The organism is Kitasatospora sp. NPDC041988, from assembly GCF_055588525.1.
In genome coordinates this window covers 159,670-180,388 of record NZ_JBVJCO010000010.1, presented here as the reverse complement: position 1 = coordinate 180,388, position 20,719 = coordinate 159,670, and the positions used below count along the sequence as shown (strand labels likewise).

21 protein-coding genes are annotated in these 20,719 nt (G+C 74.8%); 16 read left to right on the top strand and 5 right to left on the bottom strand.

What is annotated here, in order from left to right; genetic code table 11:
• The first annotated feature begins 81 nt into the window (after window positions 1-81).
• From chrA to ACZ6NC_RS13320, 7 genes are all read left to right on the top strand, one after another.
• The gene (gene chrA, locus ACZ6NC_RS13350) at window positions 82-1,263 is read left to right on the top strand and encodes a chromate efflux transporter (RefSeq protein WP_465732052.1); all 1,182 of its coding nucleotides are present in this window, start codon (window positions 82-84) and stop codon (window positions 1,261-1,263) included.
• Between the two features lie 201 nt (window positions 1,264-1,464).
• Window positions 1,465-2,472: an acyl-ACP desaturase gene (locus tag ACZ6NC_RS13345; RefSeq protein WP_465732050.1), complete on the top strand. Its 1,008-nt coding sequence runs from the start codon at window positions 1,465-1,467 to the stop codon at window positions 2,470-2,472.
• A 34-nt stretch (window positions 2,473-2,506) separates the two neighbouring features.
• Window positions 2,507-3,412: a class I SAM-dependent methyltransferase gene (locus ACZ6NC_RS13340; RefSeq protein WP_465732048.1), complete on the top strand. Its 906-nt coding sequence runs from the start codon at window positions 2,507-2,509 to the stop codon at window positions 3,410-3,412.
• 9 nt (window positions 3,413-3,421) lie between these two features.
• Complete coding sequence (locus tag ACZ6NC_RS13335; protein ID WP_465732046.1) at window positions 3,422-4,888, top strand: MFS transporter; 1,467 nt, start codon at window positions 3,422-3,424, stop codon at window positions 4,886-4,888.
• 49 nt (window positions 4,889-4,937) lie between these two features.
• On the top strand, window positions 4,938-5,180 hold the full coding sequence (locus ACZ6NC_RS13330; protein WP_465732044.1) for an acyl carrier protein: 243 nt from the start codon (window positions 4,938-4,940) through the stop codon (window positions 5,178-5,180).
• Entirely contained in the window at window positions 5,177-6,400 is a 1,224-nt protein-coding gene (locus tag ACZ6NC_RS13325; protein ID WP_465732042.1) for a beta-ketoacyl-[acyl-carrier-protein] synthase family protein, read from the top strand. The genes ACZ6NC_RS13330 and ACZ6NC_RS13325 overlap by 4 nt, the downstream gene beginning before the upstream one ends.
• A gap of 124 nt (window positions 6,401-6,524) precedes the next feature.
• Window positions 6,525-7,346, top strand: coding sequence for an SGNH/GDSL hydrolase family protein (locus ACZ6NC_RS13320; RefSeq protein ID WP_465732040.1), 822 nt, complete (start codon window positions 6,525-6,527; stop codon window positions 7,344-7,346).
• Between the two features lie 97 nt (window positions 7,347-7,443).
• Here ACZ6NC_RS13320 and ACZ6NC_RS13315 read toward each other — a convergent pair whose 3' ends face one another.
• Window positions 7,444-8,190 (bottom strand): gamma-glutamyl-gamma-aminobutyrate hydrolase family protein, encoded by a 747-nt coding sequence (locus tag ACZ6NC_RS13315; protein WP_465732038.1) that lies wholly within the window; start codon window positions 8,188-8,190, stop codon window positions 7,444-7,446.
• Window positions 8,191-8,386: 196 nt separating this feature from the next.
• Between ACZ6NC_RS13315 and ACZ6NC_RS13310 the strand changes: the two genes are divergently transcribed.
• The 4 genes from ACZ6NC_RS13310 (at window position 8,387) to ACZ6NC_RS13295 (ending at window position 13,219) form a co-directional block, all read left to right on the top strand.
• Window positions 8,387-9,793 (top strand): glutamine synthetase family protein, encoded by a 1,407-nt coding sequence (locus tag ACZ6NC_RS13310; RefSeq protein WP_465732036.1) that lies wholly within the window; start codon window positions 8,387-8,389, stop codon window positions 9,791-9,793.
• The gene (locus tag ACZ6NC_RS13305; protein ID WP_465732034.1) at window positions 9,790-11,181 is read left to right on the top strand and encodes an aldehyde dehydrogenase family protein; all 1,392 of its coding nucleotides are present in this window, start codon (window positions 9,790-9,792) and stop codon (window positions 11,179-11,181) included. The genes ACZ6NC_RS13310 and ACZ6NC_RS13305 overlap by 4 nt, the downstream gene beginning before the upstream one ends.
• 8 nt (window positions 11,182-11,189) lie before the next feature.
• Window positions 11,190-11,996: a 3-oxoacyl-ACP reductase gene (locus tag ACZ6NC_RS13300; RefSeq protein WP_465732032.1), complete on the top strand. Its 807-nt coding sequence runs from the start codon at window positions 11,190-11,192 to the stop codon at window positions 11,994-11,996.
• Window positions 11,997-12,094: 98 nt separating this feature from the next.
• Window positions 12,095-13,219, top strand: a complete 1,125-nt coding sequence (locus ACZ6NC_RS13295) for a DUF2510 domain-containing protein (RefSeq protein WP_465732030.1) — start codon at window positions 12,095-12,097, stop codon at window positions 13,217-13,219.
• Window positions 13,220-13,398: 179 nt separating this feature from the next.
• Here ACZ6NC_RS13295 and ACZ6NC_RS13290 read toward each other — a convergent pair whose 3' ends face one another.
• The 3 genes from ACZ6NC_RS13290 to ACZ6NC_RS13280 all read right to left on the bottom strand — a co-directional run bounded on the left by ACZ6NC_RS13290 (window position 13,399) and on the right by ACZ6NC_RS13280 (window position 16,336).
• Window positions 13,399-14,316 (bottom strand): lytic polysaccharide monooxygenase auxiliary activity family 9 protein, encoded by a 918-nt coding sequence (locus tag ACZ6NC_RS13290; RefSeq protein ID WP_465732028.1) that lies wholly within the window; start codon window positions 14,314-14,316, stop codon window positions 13,399-13,401.
• A gap of 251 nt (window positions 14,317-14,567) precedes the next feature.
• Window positions 14,568-14,990 (bottom strand): hypothetical protein, encoded by a 423-nt coding sequence (locus ACZ6NC_RS13285; protein WP_465732026.1) that lies wholly within the window; start codon window positions 14,988-14,990, stop codon window positions 14,568-14,570.
• A 113-nt stretch (window positions 14,991-15,103) separates the two neighbouring features.
• A complete protein-coding gene (locus tag ACZ6NC_RS13280) occupies window positions 15,104-16,336 on the bottom strand; it encodes an amino acid deaminase/aldolase (RefSeq protein WP_465732024.1) in 1,233 nt (410 codons plus the stop codon).
• A gap of 99 nt (window positions 16,337-16,435) precedes the next feature.
• On the opposite strand from ACZ6NC_RS13280, the gene ACZ6NC_RS13275 reads away from it, so the two are divergent.
• Window positions 16,436-17,179 carry an SseB family protein gene (locus ACZ6NC_RS13275; protein ID WP_465732022.1) on the top strand — a complete coding sequence of 248 codons (744 nt, stop codon included), beginning with the start codon at window positions 16,436-16,438 and terminating at the stop codon, window positions 17,177-17,179.
• 58 nt (window positions 17,180-17,237) lie between these two features.
• Here the strand turns inward: ACZ6NC_RS13275 and ACZ6NC_RS13270 are convergent, their stop codons facing one another.
• A complete protein-coding gene (locus ACZ6NC_RS13270; protein ID WP_209415201.1) occupies window positions 17,238-17,615 on the bottom strand; it encodes a DUF1844 domain-containing protein in 378 nt (125 codons plus the stop codon).
• 480 nt (window positions 17,616-18,095) lie between these two features.
• Between ACZ6NC_RS13270 and infC the strand changes: the two genes are divergently transcribed.
• The 4 genes from infC (at window position 18,096) to ACZ6NC_RS13250 (ending at window position 20,680) form a co-directional block, all read left to right on the top strand.
• A complete protein-coding gene (gene infC, locus ACZ6NC_RS13265) occupies window positions 18,096-18,821 on the top strand; it encodes a translation initiation factor IF-3 (protein WP_465732127.1) in 726 nt (241 codons plus the stop codon).
• Between the two features lie 140 nt (window positions 18,822-18,961).
• Entirely contained in the window at window positions 18,962-19,156 is a 195-nt protein-coding gene (rpmI, locus tag ACZ6NC_RS13260) for a 50S ribosomal protein L35 (RefSeq protein WP_148647646.1), read from the top strand.
• A gap of 109 nt (window positions 19,157-19,265) precedes the next feature.
• Window positions 19,266-19,661, top strand: coding sequence for a 50S ribosomal protein L20 (rplT, locus tag ACZ6NC_RS13255; protein ID WP_030055649.1), 396 nt, complete (start codon window positions 19,266-19,268; stop codon window positions 19,659-19,661).
• Window positions 19,662-19,804: 143 nt separating this feature from the next.
• Entirely contained in the window at window positions 19,805-20,680 is an 876-nt protein-coding gene (locus ACZ6NC_RS13250; protein ID WP_465732020.1) for a TrmH family RNA methyltransferase, read from the top strand.
• Window positions 20,681-20,719: the final 39 nt, after the last annotated feature.

The following is a 20,719-nucleotide window of genomic DNA, read 5'->3' as shown; positions in this document are numbered from 1 at the left end:
TGCACTGGAAGCCGTTGTCATTGCCGCGCGGTAACCCCCGTCCGGTATCGTCGCGCCGCCACTGAGCAGGGGAGACGCAGCATGGAACGGACCGGACCGGTCGGCCTCGGGGCGATCGCCAGGGAGTGGGGCCGGATCGGGGCGCTCGGCTTCGGCGGGCCGCCCGCGCACATCCTGCTGCTGCGCCGGCTCTGTGTGGAGCAGCGCAGGTGGCTGGAGCCGGACGAGTTCGAGGACGCCATCGCGGCCACCAACCTGCTGCCCGGCCCGGCCTCCACCCAGCTGGCGATCCTCACCGCGTGGCGGCTGCGCGGCACGCCCGGCGCGCTGGTCGGCGGCGCCTGCTTCATCGCGCCCGGGCTGGCGCTGATCCTCGCCCTCTCGGTGCTCTTCCTGGCCGGCGACCCGCCGCTCTGGGTGCTCGGCGCGGCGGCGGGCGCCGGTGCGGCCGTCCCGGCGGTCGCGGTGCAGGCCGCCACCTCGCTGGTCCCCGGCAGCTTCACCCGGGCCGGCCGGGGGCGGGCCGCCCGGGCCCGCTGGGCCGGGTACGCGCTGGCGGGCGCGGCCGCCGCGATCCTCACCGGGCCGTGGCTGGTGCTGGTGCTGGTCGCCGCCGGGCTGACCGAGATCGCCGTCCGCGCCGGAACGGGCGGCCGCGAGCGCGACCGGCGCCACGGCCGCCGCGCCGCGCTGCCGGTGGCCGCCGTGCTGCCCGTCCTGCCCGCGCTCGGCGGGCTCGGTGCACTGGCCTGGGTGGCGTTCAAGGTGGGGGCGCTCTCCTACGGGGGCGGCTTCGTGATCATCCCGTTGATGCAGGACGACGCGGTCCACCGCTACCACTGGATGACGGACGGACAGTTCCTCAACGCCGTCGCCCTCGGCCAGGTCACCCCCGGCCCGGTCGTGCAGACCGTCGCGGTCGTCGGCTACGCGGCCGCCGGGGTCGGCGGCGGGCTGCTGGCGGCGGCCGTCGCCTTCGCGCCGTCCTTCCTCTTCGTGATCCTCGGCGGTCGGCACTTCGACCGGCTCCGGGCCGACCAGCGGGTGCAGGACTTCCTCACCGGCGCCGGGCCGGCGGTGATCGGCGCCATCGCCGGCTCCGCCGTGCCGCTCGCCGCCGCGCTCGGGTACGGCTGGCAGTGGGGGGTGCTGGCGGTCGCGCTGCTCTGGCTGGCCGTCGCCCGCCGGGGCGTGGTGCCCGCCCTGCTCGCGGCCGGCGCGGCCGGCGCGCTCGCCACCCTGGCGGGCCTGCCGCCGGCCTGACGCCGCCGTCCGGGCGTCGCTCCGCCGCCGGCCTGACGCCGCTCCGCCGCCGTCCGGGCGCCGCCCTGTCGTGGGTGCACCCTGTCGTGGGCGCGCCGCCCTCTGCATACGGCCGGTCGGCGTCAGCTCGGCGGTGCGCCTGCCCCGATCGGGTGATGCCGGCTTGCATGATCGCTCACGGTCCCGCAATGATCACCATCCGTGAAGATCGCCACGGCGGAAGCCGTCCGCTGGCTCGCCGAACTCGAGTCGACCGCCGAAGACTTGATGAATCGTCACATCAATGCGGCGCGCGAGTGGTTCCCGCACCAGTACGTGCCGTGGAGCCTCGGCCGGGACTTCGACGGCCCGCTCGGCGGCGAGCCGTGGCGGCCCGGGCAGTCCGCGCTGAGCCCCGCCGTGCGCTCCGCCCTGGTGGTCAACCTGCTCACCGAGGACAACCTGCCCGGCTACCACTGGACGATCGCCGCGCGGACCTCCCGCGACGGCGCCTGGGGTGCCTGGCTGCACCGCTGGACCGCCGAGGAGGACCGGCACGCCGCCTCCATCCGCGCCTACCTGCACGCCGCCCGCGCCGTCGACCCGGTCGCGCTGGAGCGCGCCAGGATGGCGCAGGTCGGCACCGGCGCCGTCCCGCAGCCCGCCGGCGTGCTCGAGCTGGTCGCCTACGTCTCCGTGCAGGAGCTGGCCACCCGGGTGAGCCACCGCAACACCGGGCGGCTCAGCGGCGACCCGGTCTGCGAACGGCTGCTCGCCCGGGTCGCCCAGGACGAGAACCTGCACATGGTCTTCTACCGCGAACTGCTGCGCGCCGCCCTGGAGATCGACCCCGACCCCGTCCTCACCGTGCTCGACGCCGCCGTCCGCGACTTTGCGATGCCCGGCCAGGGCATGCCCGGCTTCACCCGGATGGCGGCCGAGGTCGCGGTGGCCGGCGTCTACGACCTGCGGGTCCACCACGACGAGGTGCTGGTGCCGTTGCTGCGCTCGCTGAAGGTCTTCGAGCTGACCGGCCTCGGGCCCGCCGGCGAGCAGGCCCGGGACCGGCTCGCCGTCCACCTGGCCGGGCTGGACACCCGCGCCGCCCGGTTCGTCGAACGCCGCGCCCAGGCGCTCGCCGTCCGTGCCCGCCGGGCCGGGCACACCCCGGCGGGCACCCCCGAACCCGCTCCCGCCCCTGCCCCCGGCACCGCCCCCGAGCATGCGTAAGCCGCACCCCCGACCGGCCGACCACAGGAGCAGCATGACCCTCACCACCACCGGCACCAGCGCCGCCGACATCGAGTTCCACTACGACCTCGGCAACGACTTCTACGCGCTCTGGCTGGACGAGACGCTGAGCTACTCGGCGGCCGTCTGGGACGGCATCGACCGCGACGAGCCCGACACCACCGCGCTGCCCCGGGCTCAGCGGGCCAAGCTCGACCTCCACCTCGACCTGGCCGGCGCCGCCCCCGGCGCGGGCCTGCGCCTGCTGGACGTCGGCTGCGGCTGGGGCGGCCTGCTGGCGCACGCGGCCGGCGAGCGGCGGGTGGCCGAGGGCACCGGGCTCACCCTCTCCCGAGCCCAGCACGCCCACGTCGCGGGCCTCGGCCTGCCCGGCGTCGACGTCCGGCTGGAGAGCTGGGACGGCCACCGCCCCGAGCGGCCGTACGACGGCATCGTCTCGGTCGGCGCGTTCGAGCACTTCGCCACCGCCGGCATGAGCCGCGACGGGCGGGTCGCCGCCTACCGCGCCTACTTCGAGCGCTGCCATGACTGGCTGCGCCCCGCCGCCCGGATGTCGCTGCAGACCATCGCCTACGACGGCGTGGCCGGCGGGGACGGCCCGGTCGGCTCCTTCGTGGCCGCCGACATCTTCCCCGGCGCGGTACTGCCCAGGCTGGACGAGATCGCCACCGCCTGTGACCCGTACTTCTCCGTCGCCGTGGTCCGCGCCTCGGCCGAGGACTACGCCCGCACCCTCGCCGCCTGGTCGGCCCGGCTGCTGCGGGCCCGGGCGGAGGCCGAGCGCCTGGTCGGAGAGGACGGTTTCCGCCGCTACCGCCGCTACCTCCGGGCCTGCGAAGTGACGTTCCTGCGCGGCGCGGCCACCCTGTACCGGTTCGGCTTCGTGCGGCGTGACGAGCCGCTGCGGCTGCCGGTCTGAGGCCGGCGCGTGCAGCACGAAGCCGCACCGGTGACCAGGCGGCGGGCATGGGCGGCGGTGGCCGTCGTCTGCGCCGCGCTCTTCCTGCTCGGACTGGACTTCACCGTCCTCAACGTGGCCGTCCCCGGCCTGCGGGCCGAACTCGGCCCGACCCTGGCCGAGACCCAGTGGATCGTCGACGGCTACGCGCTCGCGCTCGGCGGCTGCGTGCTCGCCGCGGGCGCACTCGGCGACCGCTACGGCCGCCGCCGGGCGTTCGCCGCCGGCCTGGCGCTCTGCGCGCTCGCCTCGGTGGCCGGCGCCACCGGCGACGGGCCCGCCCGGCTGGTCGCCGCCCGCTGCGTGATGGGGCTGGGCGCGGCGCTCTTCATGCCCGCCACGCTCTCCACCATCGTGCACGTCCTGCCCGACCGGGCCGACCGGCGGCGGGCGATCGGCGTCTGGGCGGCGGTGGCCGGCGTCGGCGCGCTGTTCGGCCCGGTCGCCGGCGGCCGGCTGGTCGAGCAGTACGGCTGGCAGGCCGCGTTCTGGCTCAACGTCCCGGTGGTGGCCGCGATCCTGGCGGCCGTCCCGGTGCTGCCGGAGTCCCGCGACCCCGACCCGCGGCGGCTGGACCGCCCCGGCGCCCTGCTCTCCTGCGGCGGGCTGCTGGCGCTGGTCTGGGCCTTCATCGAGGCGCCCGGGCGCGGCTGGACCAGCGCCGGGGTGCTCGCCGCCTTCGCGGTGGCGGCGCTGCTGCTCACCGGGTTCACGGTGTGGCAACTGCGCTGCGCGGCGCCGATGGTGCCGGTGCGGCTGCTGCGCGGCGGACCGGTCTGGCCGGCCACGCTCTGCCTGGCGATGATGTCCTTCGCCATGTTCGGCGCGATGTTCCTGCTCACCCTCTACCTCCAGCAGGTGCGCGGCTTCTCCGCCTGGGAGGCCGGGCAGCGGATGGTCCCGCTCTCGCTCGGCCTCGCCGTGGGCGCGGTGCTCGGCCCGATGGTCGCCCGCCGGCTGGGCGCCCGCGTCCCGGTGGCCGGCGGGCTGCTGCTGATCGCCGCCGGCTTCGTCCAACTGGGCCGGCTGGGCCCCGGGGCGGCGGACGCGCCGGTGCTGGCCTTCGAGGGCGTCTCCGGCCTCGGCGCCGGGCTGCTGGCGCCGGTCGCCACCGAACTGGTGATGAGCGCGGTGCCGGCGGCCATGGCCGGGGTCGGCTCCGCCCTCAACGACGCCACCCGGCAGGTCGGTTCGACGCTCGGAGTGGCCGTGCTCGGCTCCGTCCTGGCCACCGCGGTGGGCGACGCGCACCCCGGTCCGGACCCACGTGCCGCCTTCACCGACGGGCTGGCCGACGCCTCCTGGGCCGGCGGGGCCGTCGCGCTGCTCGGCGTCCTGCTGGCCTGGCTCCGGCTGCCCGGGCGCGTGCCCGTCGCCGTCGCCGCGTCGCCCGCGGCGCTCACCGTCCCGGCTCTGGTGCCGGATCTGGACGGCTGACCGGCCGTCGCCTCCCCTCCTGTCGTTCCGCCCCGAAAGGATTCCCCACATGTCTGCCAGCTACGAGACCCTCCGCGACTGCCTGGTCGAGGAGTTCGACGTCCCCGCCGACCTCGTCCGCCCCGACGCCACCCTGGCCGAGCTCCAGCTCGACAGTCTCGCCCTGGTCGAGCTGTCGCTGCTGGTGGAGGAGCGGATCGGCGTCACCGTCACCGACATCCGGCCGGACGGCACCCTGGGTGGGCTGGCCGCCTTCGCCGACGCCAACCTTGCGGCGGGTGCGGTCAGTTGAGCGGACGCGCGGTGGCCGTCAGCGGGCTCGGGCTGGTCACCCCGGCCGGGTTCGGGGCGCCGGCCACCTGGGAGCACTTCCTCGGCGGCGAGCCGACCGCCCGGCCCGACCCCTGGCTCGCCGGGCTGAACGTCGACTTCTCCTGCCCGGTGGACGAGTACAACGCCTCCGGGCTGCTCGGCGGCCGGCTGGCCCGCCGGCTCGACCGTTTCGCCCAACTGGCCGTCCTAGCCGCCCGCGAGGCGGTCGCCGACGCCCGGCTCGATCCGGCCGGGTGGGACGGCGGCCGGGTCGGCGTCGTCCTCGGGGTGAGCGCCACCAGCGTGCAGACCCACCGGACGGAGTACGCCCGGCTGGAGCAGGGCCGGGCCGACCGGGTCTCCCCGCTGATGGTGCCGCGCAGCATCCCCAACATGGCGGCCGGCGAGGTCAGCCTGGACCTCGGGGCGCGCGGCCCCAGCCTGGTCACCAGTACCGCCTGCGCCTCCGGGACCACCGCCCTCGCCCTGGCCTGCGACCTGATCCGGGCCGGCACCTGCGACCTCGTGCTGGCCGGCGGCACGGACAGCCCGCGCTTCCCGATCGTGGCGACGGCCTTCGACCGGCTGGGCGCCCTCTCGCGGCGCCGGCACGACCCGGCCGGCGCCTCCCGCCCGTTCGACGCCGACCGGGACGGCTTCGTGCTCGGCGAGGGCGCGGGCGTCCTGGTCCTGGAGCGCGTGGACCACGCCCGGGCGCGCGGAGTCCGCCCGCGCGCCTACCTGGCGGGTCACGGCTCCGCCACCGACGCCTACCACTTCACCGCCCCCCACCCGGAGGGCGACGGTCTCGCCCGCGCGCTCGACACCGCGCTCGCCGACGCCGGGCTGGCGCCGTACGAGATCGGGCACGTCAACGCGCACGGCACCGGCACCGCACTGAACGACCCGGCCGAGGCGGCGGCGCTGCGGCGGGTCTTCCACCACCCGCCGCCGGTCACCGCCAACAAGAGCGTGATCGGCCACACCATGGGTGCGGCCGGCGCGATCGAGGCGGCGCTGACCGTCCTGGCCCTGCAGCACGGGCTGATCCCGCCGACCGCCAACCTCGACCGGCCGGACGAGCGGATCGACCTCGACGTGGTCACCAAGCTGCCCCGGCCGGCCGCCCTCCAGGCGGCGGTCTCGGTCTCCTGCGGCTTCGGCGGCCAGAACGCGGCGGTCGTCCTGACCGCCGCCTGACGCCGCCTGACCGCCGTCCGGCCGCCGGCCGACCGGCCGCCCCGCGGGCTCGTGCCCGGCCGCGGGGCGGCCGTTGCCCGCTGCCCGCTGTCCCCCCGCCCCGCCCCCGACCAGGAGTACCGCCATGCCCACCGGCTCCGCCCCGACCGCCCCTCCCGGAACCCGTGCCACCGGCGCCGCCCGCCCGCGCCGCCCCGGCGGGCCGCTCGGCCGGGCCCGGCTCGCCGCCGCCCGGCTCTACAGCCGCCTGCTGATGCACCGCCCGCCCACCGACTGGTCCGTCCCGCCCGCCGACGGCCGGTACGCGCCCACCGCGCCCGCCGACGACCGGCCGCTCACCCTCCTGATGCTCGGCGACTCGCTGGCCCAGAGCCTCGGCGCCGGCCGCGGCGAGGAGACCCTCGGCGCCCGGCTCGCCCAGGCGCTCGGCGAGCACCTCGACCGGCCGGTGGACCTGCGTGTCCTCGCCCGGGTGGGCGCCACCACGACGGACGTCCGGCGGCAGGTGGCCCGGGCCGCGCGGCTCGGCCCCGGGATCGCGGTCCTGATCGTCGGCGGCAACGACGTCCTGCTCCCGCTGCCGCTGGGCCGCTCCGCCCGCCGGTTCGCACACCTGCTGCGGGCGCTGGGCGAGTCCGGCTGGCAGCCGGTCGTGGTGCCCTGCCCCGACCCCGGCCACGGGCCCGGCTTCCGGGCCCCGGCCCGCTGGGCGGGCGGCCGAAGGTCGCGTCGGCTGGCCCGTCTGCAGAGCCGCGCCGCCGAGCGGGTGGGCGCGGTGCCGGCGCCGTCCTCCGGTGCCGGGTTCCGCGACCGCGCCGACGAACTCCTCGGCCCCGACGGCGTCCACCCGTCGCCGCAGGGCTATGCCGAACACGCCGCCCGGATGCTTCCCAGCCTGGTGACGGCGGCTCACCGGCTGGGCCGGACCGACCCCGTCACCGCCTGAGCGGCACCGGGCGCCGTCGCCCGCCCGCACGCTCCACCCCCGCCCCAGGCACGGGGCTCGTGCGGGGGAGGGCCGCGCCGGGCAGCTCGCGGCCCCGTCAGCCCAGCGCGGCCGCGCCGACCGCCTCCAGCGGCACCGTGCGGGCCGCCGTCGCCGCCCGGACGAGGGCCTGCATCACCCGCAGGTCCTCGCCCTGTTCGGGGTGCCACTGCACACCCAGCGTGAAACCCGGCCCCTCCAGCGCCTCCACGGTGCCGTCGGGCGCGTGCGCGCTCACCCGCAGGCCGTCGCCGAGCCGGTCGACGGCCTGGTGGTGGAAGGTCGGCACGGTCAGCTCGCTCTCCGGCAGCAGCCCGCCGAGGAGCGTGCCGGGCACCGGCCGGATTCTGTGCTCGCCGTACCTGCCGGGCGTGCCGGCGTGGACGTCCGGGCAGACCACGTCCGGCAGGTGCTGGACCAGCGTGCCGCCGCAGACCACGTTCAGCACCTGCATGCCCCGGCAGATCCCCAGCAGCGGCATGCCGGCCGCCAGCGCCGCCCGGAGCAGCGCCGACTCCCAGACGTCGCGCTCCGGCGAGTCCACGTCGGTCAGGGGGTGCCGCGGCTGCCCGTAGTACCCCGGGTCGATGTCCGGCCCGCCCGCGATGACGAGGGCGTCCAGCCGGGCGAGCACCTCCGGGGCGCGCTCGGAGGCGTCCGGCGGCAGCAGCACCGCGACCCCGCCCGAATCCCGTACGTACGCGGTGTACCGTTCGGGCACCAACGCCACCCGGCGGTCCCGCCAGTCGCTCCAACTCGCGTCCACCAGATAGGTGCTGACGCCGATGAAAGGCCTGCGATCCATGGCGCGCATTCTCCTCCCGTCACTCCTGATAACCCGTCAATCAGGGGCGTGTCTCGTGGATCCGGCCTGACCCACGAGACACGCCCTCTCTCGGCGCGCCACACCCGCCCGCCCTCTTTCGCCCCGTCCATGGCAGGCCGTACGGTTCGCTGTGACCGCTTGCTCTCGCTGAGTGATCGAACAGGAGGTTTCCGGCATGCCTGACAACGCCGCCGCGGGTGCGCCCCGGCGCGCGCCGCTCACCCTTGAGGAGCTGCGCACGCTGGTCGACGCCGGCGAGATCCACACCGTCGCGCTCGCCTTCACCGACATGCAGGGCCGGTTGCAGGGCAAACGCTTCGCCGCCCGGTTCTTCCTCGACGAGGTCGCCGAGCAGGGCGCCGAGGCCTGCGACTACCTGCTCGCCGTCGACGTCGACCTCAACACCGTCGACGGTTACGCCCTCTCCTCCTGGGAGACCGGCTACGGCGACTTCGCGATGCGCCCCGACCTCTCCACCCTCCGGCTCACCCCGTGGCAGCCCGGCACCGCCCAGGCCACCGCCGACCTCGCCCGGCACGGCGGCCACCCGGTCGACGCCGCGCCGCGGCAGCTGCTGCGCCGCCAGATCGAGCGGCTCGCCGAGTACGGGCTGGCCGCCGACATCGGCACCGAGCTGGAGTTCCTGGTCTTCCGCGACACCTACGAACAGGCCTGGCTGGGCGGCTACCGCGGCCTGACCCCGGCCAACCAGTACAACGTCGACTACTCCATGCTCGGCACGGCCCGGGTCGAGCCGCTGCTCTCCCGGATCCGGCTGGAGATGGCCGGCGCCGGCCTCGTCGTGGAGTCCGCCAAGGGCGAGGCCAACCTCGGCCAGCACGAGATCGCCTTCCGCTACGCCGACGCCCTCACCACCTGCGACCAGCACAGCGTCTACAAGACGGGCGCCAAGGAGATCGCCGCCCAGCAGGGCTGCGCGCTCACCTTCATGGCCAAGTACAACGAGCGCGAGGGCAACAGCTGCCACATCCACCTCTCGCTGCGCGACCTGCGGGACTCCTCGGCCGGCCCGGGCGGCGTCCCGGCCTTCGCCGAGCGCGACGGGCGGATGACCGACACCATGCGGCACTTCCTCGCCGGGCAGCTCACCGCGCTGCGCGAGTTCAGCCTGCTCTACGCGCCCAACATCAACTCCTACAAGCGGTACCGCCCCGGCTCGTTCGCCCCGACCGCCGTCGCCTGGGGCCGGGACAACCGCACCTGCGCGTACCGGGTGGTGGGGCGCGGTCCGGGGCTGCGGATGGAGAACCGGGTGCCCGGCGGCGACGTCAACCCGTACCTCGCGGTGGCCGGCATGATCGCCGCCGGCCTGCACGGCCTGCAGCAGAAGCTCGACCTGCCCGCGCCCTGCCTCGGCAACGCCTACTCCGTCGACGAGTACGCCCGGGTGCCCGGCTCGCTGCGCGAGGCCGCCGACCTCTGGGCGGAGAGCGAGCTCGCCCGGGAGGCCTTCGGCCCCGACGTGGTCGAGCACTACCTGCACATGGCCCGGGTCGAGCAGGCCGCCTACGACGGCGCCGTCACCGACTGGGAACGCTACCGATCCTTCGAGCGGATGTGACCACCGTGCACACGACCGGCACCGGCGAGCCCGCCACCAGCACCGTCCGCAACCCCGCCACCGGCGAGCCGATCGCCGACGTCCCCGACACCACCCCCGAGCGGCTCGACGCCGCCGTCCAGCGCGCGGTCAAGGCCCAGCAGGGCTGGGCCGCCCTCGCCCCGGGCGAACGGGCCCGGCTGCTGCGGCGGTTCGCCGACCAGGTCGACGCGCACGTGCACGAGCTCGCCGCCCTGGAGGTGACCGAGGCCGGCCACACCGTCGGCAACGCCCGCTGGGAGGCCGGCAACGTCCGCGACCTGCTGGAGTACGCCGCCGGGGGAGTGGAGCGGCTGACCGGCCGGCAGATCCCGGTGGCCGGCGGCCTGGACGTCACCTTCCACGAGCCGGTCGGCGTCGTCGGCGTGATCGCCCCGTGGAACTTCCCGATGCCGGTCGCCGCCTGGGGCTTCGCCCCCGCCCTCGCCGCGGGCAACGCGGTGCTGCTCAAACCCGCCGAGGCCACCCCGCTCACCGCGCTGCGGCTGGCCGAACTCGCCCTCGCCGCAGGGCTGCCCGAGGGCCTGTTCCAGGTCGTCCCCGGCGCCGGCGGCACCACCGGACGGGCCCTGGTCGACCACCCCGCCGTCCGCAAGATCGTCTTCACCGGCTCCACCGTGGTCGGCAAGGAGGTGGCCGCCCGCTGCGCCGCCCGCGCCAAGCGGGTCACCCTCGAACTCGGCGGCAAGAGCCCCAACATCGTCTTCGCCGACGCCGACCTCGCCGGTGCCGCCGACCCGATGTCCTTCCTCGACAACAGCGGCCAGGACTGCTGCGCCCGCAGCCGGATCCTGGTCCAGCGCGAGGCCTACGACGACTTCCTGGCTCACCTGCTGCCCGCCGTCGAGGCCGTCCGCACCGGCGATCCGGCCGATCCGCGGACAGAGCTCGGCCCGCTGATCTCCGCCGCCCAGGTCCGCCGGGTCGCCTCCTACGTCACCCCCGACCTGCCGGTGCTGGCCCGCGGCCCGGTGCCCGACGGCCCCGGCTTCTGGTACCCGCCGACGGTGCTGGCGCCCGCGGAGGCCGACGCACCGGTCGTGACCGAGGAGATCTTCGGCCCGGTCGCCGTGGTGCTGCCCTTCGACGGCGAGGCGGACGCCCTGCGCCTGGCCAACGCCACCCGCTACGGCCTCTCCGGCTCCATCTGGACCCGCGACCTCGGCCGGGCGCTGCGGCTGGCCCGGGGCGTCGCGGCGGGCAACCTGTCGGTCAACTCGCACTCCTCGGTGCGGTACTGGACGCCGTTCGGGGGCTTCGGCGAGTCCGGGATCGGCCGCGAGCTGGGGCCGGACGCGCTGAGGCACTTCACCGAGACCAAGAACGTCTTCATCCGGAGCGAGGAGTAGGAGCCGTCATGACCGAGAAGGCCCCGAAGCCGGAGCAGGCCGGCCCGGTCTGCCGCCGCCTGGCCGGCCGTACCGCCGTGGTCACCGGCGCGGGCAGCGGCATCGGCCTGGCCGCCGCCCGCCGGCTCTCCTCGGAGGGCGCGAAGGTGGTCTGCGCCGACCTCGACGAGGCGACCGGCAAGGCGGCCGCCAAGGACGTCGGCGGTCTCTTCGTGCACACCGACGTCACCGACCCGTACATGGTCGAGGCGCTCTTCGACGAGGCCTACGAGACGTACGGCAGCGTGGACGTCGCCTTCAACAACGCGGGCATCTCGCCGCCGGAGGACGACTCCATCCTGACCACCGGGCTGGACGCCTGGCGCAAGGTCCAGGAGGTCAACCTGACCTCCGTCTACCTCTGCTGCAAGGCGGCGCTGCCGTACATGCGGCGGCACGGGCGCGGCTCGATCATCAACACCGCCAGCTTCGTGGCCCGGATGGGCGCGGCCACCTCGCAGATCTCCTACACCGCCTCCAAGGGCGGGGTGCTGGCGATGTCGCGGGAGCTGGGCGTGCAGTTCGCCCGCGAGGGCATCCGGGTCAACGCGCTCTCGCCCGGGCCCGTGGACACCCCGCTGCTGCGGGAGCTGTTCGCCAAGGACCCGGAGCGGGCGGCCCGCCGGCTGGTGCACATCCCGCTCGGCCGGTTCGCCCGCCCGGAGGAGATCGCCGCCGCGGTCGCCTTCCTGGCCAGCGACGACTCCTCCTTCATCACGGCGAGCGAGTTCCTGGTCGACGGCGGGATCTCCGGGGCGTACGTCACGCCGCTGTAGACCGTTCTCGGGGTTCTCACCGGAATCTCATCGAAAATGCCGGGAATTCGCGGTCGCCCTGATATCGCGTTTATCCGGCTGCCTTTAGATTCTCTGTCGTGAGTGAGCAGATCCCCGCCGGGTGGTACCCGGACCCGAAGGACATCACCAGCGATCCGAGGCCGCAGCGCTGGTGGGACGGCACGGGCTGGACGGCCAGCACCCGGCCCGCACCCTCGGACGCCCCGCCGCCGGAGCCCCCGGCGGCGCAGGCTCCGGGGCCGGACGAGACCGCCGGGACCCAGGTGCTGGAGGGGGAGGTGCTGGGGAGCGGGCCGACGGTCCGCTACCCCGAGCCGCCCCCCTTCGGCACCGCCTACGGCGCGCCCGTGCCGCCGGCGCCGAAGCGTCTGCGCAGGCCGTCCAAGCTGGTGCTCGCGACGGCCGTGGCCGCGCTGCTCGGGCTGGCCGCCGGCTCCGGCATCACCTACCTGGCGATGGACGACCACGGTGAGAAGCGGGCCTCGCACCGCACCGCGCGGCCGGCGCCGTACGGCGAGGACGGCCCCTGGGGCGGCCTGCCCGACTTCGGCGGCCCCGGCGGCAACGGCGGGGGGAACGGCGGCGGCAGCGGGGACGGCAAGGGCGGCGGGAACGGGAACGGCAACAACGGGAACGGCGGCAAGGGGAACGGCAAGGGCAGCGGCACCGCCGCCGACCTGGTGAACCGGGTCACCCTGCCCGTCCCCGCCGGCTGGGAGGGCGGCACCACCAAGGACGGCTACGCCGCGCTGAGCGTGGGCTCGTACACCTGCGAGGGCGGCGGCACCTGCTCGCTCGGCGGCGCCAACACCGGCCGGATCAGCGGCGGTGGCACCGACGTCCAGGCGGCCGCCAAGGCCGACATCGAGAAGGCGGCCAAGGACTCCTACAACGACCTCAACTCCCATGAGGAGCTGAAGTCGGAGGCGGTCAAGGTCGGCGGCCGGGACGGCTACCTGGTCCGCTGGAAGGTCGACGCGGTCAAGGGCAACGACGGCTACGTGGAGACCGTGGTCTTCCCGTCGGCCGACGGCAAGTCACTGGTCTCCGTCCACCTGGGCTTCGACATCGCCGACAAGGCACCGGACGTCGCTGTGATGGACACCATCGTCAAGGGCATCGCCGACTATACCGGCAAGATGCCCGCCTTCCCGGGCGGCGGCGCCGGCCCGGACGACGGGACCGGCACCGGTACCACCTGACCGCGCTGCTCCGCTCACGCACGGCGGCCCGCCCGGACCCTCCGGGTGGGCCGTGTCCGGTCCGCCCCCGAGTTCGGTCCGCGCCGTGTTCAGCCCGCACGGGGCGGACCGCCGAGGGGGATCGCCGGCCCCGGACCGCGAGGGGGGTTGGTGGGCGGTCCGGGGCCGGCTTCCGGCGGTCAGGAGTCGCGTCGAACAGCCTCGAAGCGACGGCGCCGGAGCACCATGCCGGCCCAGCCGACGCCGATCGCCGCGGCCCCGGCGAGCAGCAGCGGGCCGGTGGCCGAGCCGCCGACGGCGGCGCTGGCGGTCGGAACGACAGCGCCGGCCGGCTCGTTGGCGTTGCCGCCGTGCCCGTGGTGGGCGACGGTGGACTTGGACTGGCCCGCGGCGATCTGGTCCTCGCTCGGCGCGGCGGGCGCCTGCGCGGCCAGGGCCGAGACCGGCTGCCCTGCGGCGGCCTTGCCGAAGTCGACGTCGGAGCAGCTGTAGAAGGCCTCGGGGCTGTCGCTGCGCTGCCAGACCATGTAGAGCAGCTGGCGGCCGGTGCGCTGCGGCAGCGTGCCGCTGTAGTTGTAGTAGCTGTCCGCCGCGGTCCGGCTGGTCGGCACCACCGCGACCGGGGCCGGGTCGAGGTCGGACCACTTCAGCGGCTGGGTCGGGTCCCAGCTCTGCTTGGTGATGTAGACGGTCTGGGTGCCGAGGTGCGGCGCGGTGACGCGGAACTTGAAGTCGAGCTTGCCGGAACTCACCGGGGTGGCGGGCCAGTCGGCGCGCGGCAGGTCGAGCGCCTTGTACTTGTCCCGGTTGGCCGAGCAGAGCTTGCCGTCCGGGATCAGCGCCTGGTGATGGCCGTCCGCGTTGGCGATGTTGACCTCGTTCCAGTCGTACAGCGGCTGGGTGCCGCTCATCGCCACGAGGTCCTTGCAGATCTGGGACTTGGGGGTCTCCGGGCCTTCGGCGTAGCAGGCGGCGACCCGGCTGACCGGTCCGGTCATCGTGCCGTGGGCGCCGGCGGTGCCGGTGGCGGTGGCCGACACGGCGAGGACCGCGGCGCCGATCACGCCGACGGACAGGGCACTTCGCTTGATGGACATGGGGTGGGGACTCCTTGACCGTGTTCCGGGTCGATCGTGTGGGGGATGGACACGTCTGCCCGGGGGCCGCCGACCCGGCGCGCAGGCCCCTGGCCAGAGCGTATGATTGGACTAGACCAGCTGGCAATAGCCCGTTGTGGCCCACTTTTTGACGGACTGTAGCCTTCCAAGCAGCCCAAAGGCCCGACGGGAAGCCGGAGTTAGGCATCCCATCGGGCCTTCTTAAGGTTCGGGAAAGGGAGGGGCAGGGGTCAGTCCTGTGGCCGGCCGTGCTGGTGGATGGTCGCGTTCACCGTGTACCCCAGCACCACGTTGCCATGTGATCCTCCGCTGATCTCGTTGTGCAGGTTGCCCTGCGCCTGCGCGGGCAGCTGCGGCTGGAACTCGTCCAGGATGGCCCGGAGTTCGGCCGCCGCCCCGGGATCCTGGCGGACCAGGCGGCGGATCCGACCGCGCAGCTCGGCGGCGTGGTCGGCGACCAGCTCGGCGTCTCCGTCGGCCCGCACCACCTCGATCCGGATCTCCTCCAGTTCGGCGGCCACCTCCTGGGAGTCCCGGCCCCGCCCGAACAGCGCCACCAGGCGCGAACGGGCCTGCGTCCAGGCCTCGGTGGCCATCAGCCCCACCAGCGTGCCGGCCCCCGACGTCACCAACTGCGCGATCTCCGCCTCCACCGCCGCCCCCTCTGCTTCGCTCCGGATCCTGCCGGGCACCACGCTAGAGCAACGGTCGCCCGGGTGCGGGAGGAACGCGCAGGTCACGCCCGGCGGGTGAAGGGCCGGAGGAGTCAGAGGAACGTCTTCGCCTCGCCCCGGTAGGTCGGGACGGTCCGCACCACCGCGTCGCCCTCGATCAGGTGCAGTTCGGCGAAGCGCTCGCACAGCTCGCCCGCCTTGGCGTGCCGGAACCAGACCCGGTCGCCGATCAGCAGGTCGTCGGCGGCGGAGCCGAGCAGCGGGGTCTGCACCTCGCCGGCGCCCTCCATCGGGTCGTAGCGCAGCCCCTGCGGCAGGTACGGGACCGGCGAGCGGTCCGGTCCGGCCACCCCGGAGGCCGGGTAGCCGCCGCCGAGCACCGTCACCACGCCGACCCCGGGCCTGCGCACCACCGGTTGGCCGAACAGCGCGGCCGGCCGGCCCTGGAACGAGCGGTAGTGGTCGAACAGCCGCGGCACGTACAGCCCGGAGCCGGCCGCCACCTCGGTGACCGCCCGCTCGGCGACGGTCGACTCGACGCTGCCGGTGCCGCCGCCGTTGACGAACTCCAGGTCGGCGACCCGCCGCAGCCGCCGGACCGTCTCGGCGCGGCGCTCGGCCAGCTCGGTCCGGGCCTTGGCCTGCAGCAGCCGGATCACCCGCGACCGCACCGGCCTGCCCGGCACGTCGTCGGCGACGCCGGCGATGTGTCCCTCGTAGGCCATCAGCCCGACCACCCGGAACCCCCGGCGGTGCTGGACCAGTTCGGCGAAGGCGCCCAGGGCCTCCGGCGTGCGCAGCGGCGAGCGCCGGGCGCCGACCCGGACCCGCCCGCCGAGCAGGTGCAGCGCGGTGTCCAGCTCCAGGCAGACCCGCACCTCGGCGGAGCCGCCCCGGGCCGCGTCGATCAGGTCCAGCTGGGCCGGGTCGTCCAGCAGCACGGTGACGGTGGCGGCCAGCTCCGGGTCGGCGGTCAGCTCGGCGAAGCCGGCCCGGTCGGCGGAGGGGTAGGCGAGCAGGACGTCGCGCACTCCGGCGCGGGCCAGCCAGAGCGACTCGGCGAGGGTGTAGCTCATCACCCCGGCGAAGCCGTCCGTGGCCAGCACCCGCTCCAGCAGGGCCCGGCAGCGTACCGACTTGCTGGCCACCCGGACCGGCTTGCCGGCCGCGCGGCGCACCAGGTCGGCGGCGTTGGCGTCGAAGGCCGCCAGGTCGACGACGGCCACCGGGCCGTCGAGGTGGGCGGTGGCCCGGTCGTACCGGGCGCGGTCGGCCGCCGGCGAGGGGGCGGGCGCGGTACGGGCAGCAGCTTCGAGCGTGGCCATGGCCGCACCTTGCCACACCGCCACTACCGGCGGGTAGGGGCGCGACGTTCCCGATTGCCGGGACGGGCGGCGGGTGTGAGGTGGCATAGGGTCGGCCGGGTGGACCGCAAGAACATCCCGAACCCAGGATTCGCCGCCGACGACGGCACCGCCGACCCCGCGCTCGCCGCGGCGCTCGCGCGCTGGTCGCAGGACCGCACGGCCGAACCGGAGGTGCTCGCGGCGCTGGCGCCGACCCGGCTGATGGTCCCGATCGTTGCCGTCCTCGGCGAGGTGGAGGTGGACGAGCACGGGCACAAGCACGAGAAGACCAGCGACATGGCCGTCCCGGTCATCGAGGCCGCCGACGGCCGCCGCGCCCTGCCGGCCTTCACCTCGATGGAGACGATGGCCCGCTGGCGCGCCGACGCCCGACCGGCGCCCGTCGCCGCGCCGCAGGCCGCGATGGTCGCCTTCTCGGAGCGGGCCGACACCCTGCTGGTCGACCCGGCCGGCCCGGTGACGTTCCAGCTGTCCGGTGCCCGGCTGCGCGCGCTGGCCGAGAACCGGCCGTACCTGCCGCCGGTGCGCGACCCCGAGGTGCGGGAGGCGGTCCGGGCGCTGCTGGCGGCCGAGCCGCAGGTGGTGAGCGGTCTGCTGGCGCCTTACCAGGACGGCGACGGGCTGCTCGCGGTGGTGTTCGACCCGGAGCTGGACGAGGCGGGCGTGCAGGCGGCCGCGCAGCGGGTGGGGCAGGCCGTGGCCGCCGACCCGGTGCTCCGGGTCCGGCTCGACCGGGGCCTGAGCCTGGCGGTGCTGCCCGCCGACGCCGAGCTGCCGGGCGAGCCGCTCCACCGGCGCTGAACGCGCAGGTGCCCCCCCGGATCCGTGATCCGAGGGGGCACCGCCGTGTCCGGGGGGCTCAGGCGTAGACCGGCCCGGTGAACTTCTCGCCCGGGCCCGCGCCCGGCGCGTCCGGGACGAGGGACGCCTCGCGGAAGGCCAGCTGGAGCGACTTGAGGCCGTCGCGCAGCGGGGCGGCGTGGAAGTTGCTGATCTCGGGGGCGCCGGCGGTGACCAGCCCGGCCAGCGCGGTGATCAGCTTGCGTGCCTCGTCGAGGTCCTTGTCCGCCTCGCCGCCCTCGGCCAGTCCGCACTTCACGGCGGCGGCGCTCATCAGGTGCACCGCGACGGTGGTGATCACCTCGACGGCCGGGACCTCGGCGATGTCCCGGGTGAGGTCGTCGAAACCGATCGCCTCGTCGTCCGCGGCGGGGTTCTGGGTGGGCTCGCTGCTCAAGGGGGGCTCTTCCGTCGTGCCGGTGTCCGTACAGAGGGAGCGTACAAGGGGCGGCCAGGAGCCGGCCTGTCGCCCGTCGGCAGGCGGATGTCTCCTCGGAGGGGACAACCTGGTAAGCTTCCAGACTGACCGGCCAGGAGCCCTTGAGGGCGCCCGGCCAGCAAGAGGAGGCTCCACCCAGGAGGCCCGAGAGGGCAACCGCGAAAGTCTCCCACCTGATCGGCCTCGCGGTCGACGGGTCCGGTCCGCGTTCGGCGCCCAGGCGCCGAGTCGCCCGCAGCGTCCCTCACCGGATGCCGCCCCCGGTTGTGTGGAGCCCCGCTTGTACCGAGCGGGGCTTTTTTCGTGTCGCGGTGCATGCAGTGCCTACCAGCAAGTCAGGCAGCGCAGCACGAATGAAGCCCCGCCCAGTGGTCGAGTCCACTACGTGCGACCGCCGTCCGACGGCCGCATCGCAGAAGGTGCAACCGAGGAGGCCCCATCAGCACCGAGCCCCGCATCAACGACCGGATTCGCGTCCCCGAGGTGCGACTCGTCGGTCCCAGCGGCGAGCAGGTCGGCATCGTGCCGCTTGCCAAGGCGCTGGAGCTCGCGCAGGAGTACGACCTCGACCTGGTCGAGGTCGCGGCGACCGCCCGGCCGCCGGTGTGCAAGCTCATGGACTACGGCAAGTTCAAGTACGAGTCGGCCATGAAGGCCCGTGAGGCGCGCAAGAACCAGGCGCACACGGTCATCAAGGAGATGAAGCTCCGGCCGAAGATCGACCCGCACGACTATGACACCAAGAAGGGTCACGTCGTCCGGTTCCTCAAGCAGGGCGACAAGGTCAAGATCACGATCATGTTCCGCGGTCGTGAGCAGTCCCGCCCCGAGCTGGGCTTCCGACTGCTGCAGCGGCTGGCGAACGACGTCCAGGACCTGGGCTTCGTGGAGTCCTCGGCCAAGCAGGACGGCCGGAACATGATCATGGTTCTCGGCCCGCACAAGAAGAAGACCGAGGCGATGGCCGAGGCCCGCGCGCTCGCCGACGCCCGCAAGGCCGAGCGTCAGGGCCGGACCACCGGCCCCGACGACGCCGAGGTCGACGAGGACGCAGCGCTTGAGGCCGAGAACGCCGCGGCCGAGGCCGAGGCGGAGGCCGACGAGGCCGACGTCGAGGACGCCGCCGAGGTCGAGCAGCCGGCCGAGGCCTCCCAGGACGCCTGAGCCTGAACGGCCAGGGCGGCCCGGGAGACCGGCCACCAAGGGTGACTGGGCGTCCCGCCCGGTCACCGCAGATCCATCCTTCACGCCCGCGCGGCCAACACCGCGCGGGCGTGGACGGACCGACGAGGAGATACGGCGAAATGCCGAAGCAGAAGACGCACAGTGGCGCCAGCAAGCGCTTCAAGATCAGTGGCTCTGGCAAGGTGCTGCGCGAGCGCGCCGGCCGCCGCCACCTCCTGGAGCACAAGCCCTCGACGCTGACCCGCAAGCTGGCCGGGACCGTCGTGCTGGCCCCCGCTGACGCCAAGAAGATCAAGAAGCTTCTCGGCAAGTGATCGCTCTCCCGCCCGGCGCGAGCCGTGAGCGGGGCAGCTGATCCTTCCCGACCCATTCGAATGACGGACCGCGTGAAGTAGTCCGTGGTCCAACCCAAGGAGTAATCAAGTGGCACGCGTCAAGCGGGCAGTCAACGCCCACAAGAAGCGCCGGGTCATCCTGGAGCGCGCCAGCGGCTACCGTGGCCAGCGCTCGCGCCTGTACCGCAAGGCCAAGGAGCAGGTCACCCACTCGCTGGTCTACAACTTCAACGACCGCAAGAAGCGCAAGGGCGACTTCCGTCAGCTGTGGATCCAGCGCATCAACGCTGCGGCCCGTGCCAACGGCATCACCTACAACCGCTTCGTGCAGGGCCTGAAGGCCGCCAGCGTCGAGATCGACCGCAAGATGCTGGCCGACCTCGCGGTGAACGACCCGGGCGCCTTCGCGTCGCTGGTCGAGGTCGCGCAGAAGGCGCTGCCGGCCGACGTGAACGCCCCGAAGGCCGCCGCCGACGCCGCCTGATCCCTCCTGGATCGGCAGTCGCACCGACCGGACCCGCAGGCACCTCCTGCGGGTCCGGTTTTGCGTTCTCCGTCGTTCTGCCCCCCGTCGTCAACCCCCGGGCACCCCGCACGCCACCGGCTCCCCGCCACAGAGACGAGACCATGCCGACCACCGACACCCCCCTGCTCACCTCCCTGCGCTCGCCGCGCGTCGTCGCCGCCCGCCGGCTCGCCAAGCGGAACCAGCGCACCAAGGAGCGTCGCTTCCTCGCCGAGGGCCCGCAGGCCGTCCGCGAGGCCGTCGCCTTCGGGAAGCTGCCGGGCACGGCCGAGCACGCCGTGGTCGAGGTGTACGTCACCCCGGAGGCCGCCGAGCGGCACGCCGGCATCGTCGAGGCCACCCTGGCCGAGGGCCTGCCGGTGCTCACCGCCACCGACGAGGTCATCGCGGAGATCTGCGACACCGTGACCCCGCAGGGCATCGTGGCGCTCTGCCGCTTCATCGACACCCCGTTCGCCGAGGTGCTCAAGGCCCGCCCGAAGCTGGTCGCGGTGCTCGCCCACGTCCGCGACCCCGGCAACGCCGGCACCGTGCTGCGCACCGCCGACGCGGCCGGCGCGGACGCCGTGGTGCTCACCGACGCCTCGGTGGACCTGTACAACCCGAAGGCCGTCCGGGCCTCCGTCGGCAGCCTGTTCCACCTCCCGGTCGCCGTCGGTGTGCCGGTCGAGGAGGCGGTCGGCAGGCTGCGGGAGGCCGGCGTGCGGGTGCTCGCCGCCGACGGCGCGGGGGAGCGCGACCTCGACCAGGAGCTGGACGAGGGCACCCTGGGCGCGCCCGGCGCGTGGGTGTTCGGCAACGAGGCGTGGGGGCTCCCGGAGGAGACCCGCGCACTCACCGACGAAGTGGTGCGCGTACCGATCCACGGACACGCCGAGAGCCTCAACCTGGCCACGGCCGCCGCCGTCTGCCTCTATGCCTCCGCGCGGGCGCAGCGCTCGCCCGGAGGGTGTCGCGCACAGGGCCAGGAGCGCTAGGGTCTGCCTCGGTGGGGGGAAAGACACGGTGGGTAATCG

Excerpts from the sequence above, each read along its gene's own strand:
- chrA (WP_465732052.1), top strand. The coding sequence starts at position 82 with ATGGAACGGACCGGACCGGTCGGCCTCGGGGCGATCGCCAGGGAGTGG.
- rpmI (WP_148647646.1), top strand. The coding sequence starts at position 18,962 with ATGCCGAAGCAGAAGACGCACAGTGGCGCCAGCAAGCGCTTCAAGATC.
- ACZ6NC_RS13330 (WP_465732044.1), top strand. The coding sequence starts at position 4,938 with ATGTCTGCCAGCTACGAGACCCTCCGCGACTGCCTGGTCGAGGAGTTC.
- ACZ6NC_RS13310 (WP_465732036.1), top strand. The coding sequence starts at position 8,387 with ATGCCTGACAACGCCGCCGCGGGTGCGCCCCGGCGCGCGCCGCTCACC.
- ACZ6NC_RS13320 (WP_465732040.1), top strand. The coding sequence starts at position 6,525 with ATGCCCACCGGCTCCGCCCCGACCGCCCCTCCCGGAACCCGTGCCACC.
- ACZ6NC_RS13250 (WP_465732020.1), top strand. The coding sequence starts at position 19,805 with ATGCCGACCACCGACACCCCCCTGCTCACCTCCCTGCGCTCGCCGCGC.
- ACZ6NC_RS13315 (WP_465732038.1), bottom strand. The coding sequence starts at position 8,190 with ATGGATCGCAGGCCTTTCATCGGCGTCAGCACCTATCTGGTGGACGCG.
- ACZ6NC_RS13340 (WP_465732048.1), top strand. The coding sequence starts at position 2,507 with ATGACCCTCACCACCACCGGCACCAGCGCCGCCGACATCGAGTTCCAC.
- ACZ6NC_RS13300 (WP_465732032.1), top strand. The coding sequence starts at position 11,190 with ATGACCGAGAAGGCCCCGAAGCCGGAGCAGGCCGGCCCGGTCTGCCGC.
- ACZ6NC_RS13280 (WP_465732024.1), bottom strand. The coding sequence starts at position 16,336 with ATGGCCACGCTCGAAGCTGCTGCCCGTACCGCGCCCGCCCCCTCGCCG.
- ACZ6NC_RS13290 (WP_465732028.1), bottom strand. The coding sequence starts at position 14,316 with ATGTCCATCAAGCGAAGTGCCCTGTCCGTCGGCGTGATCGGCGCCGCG.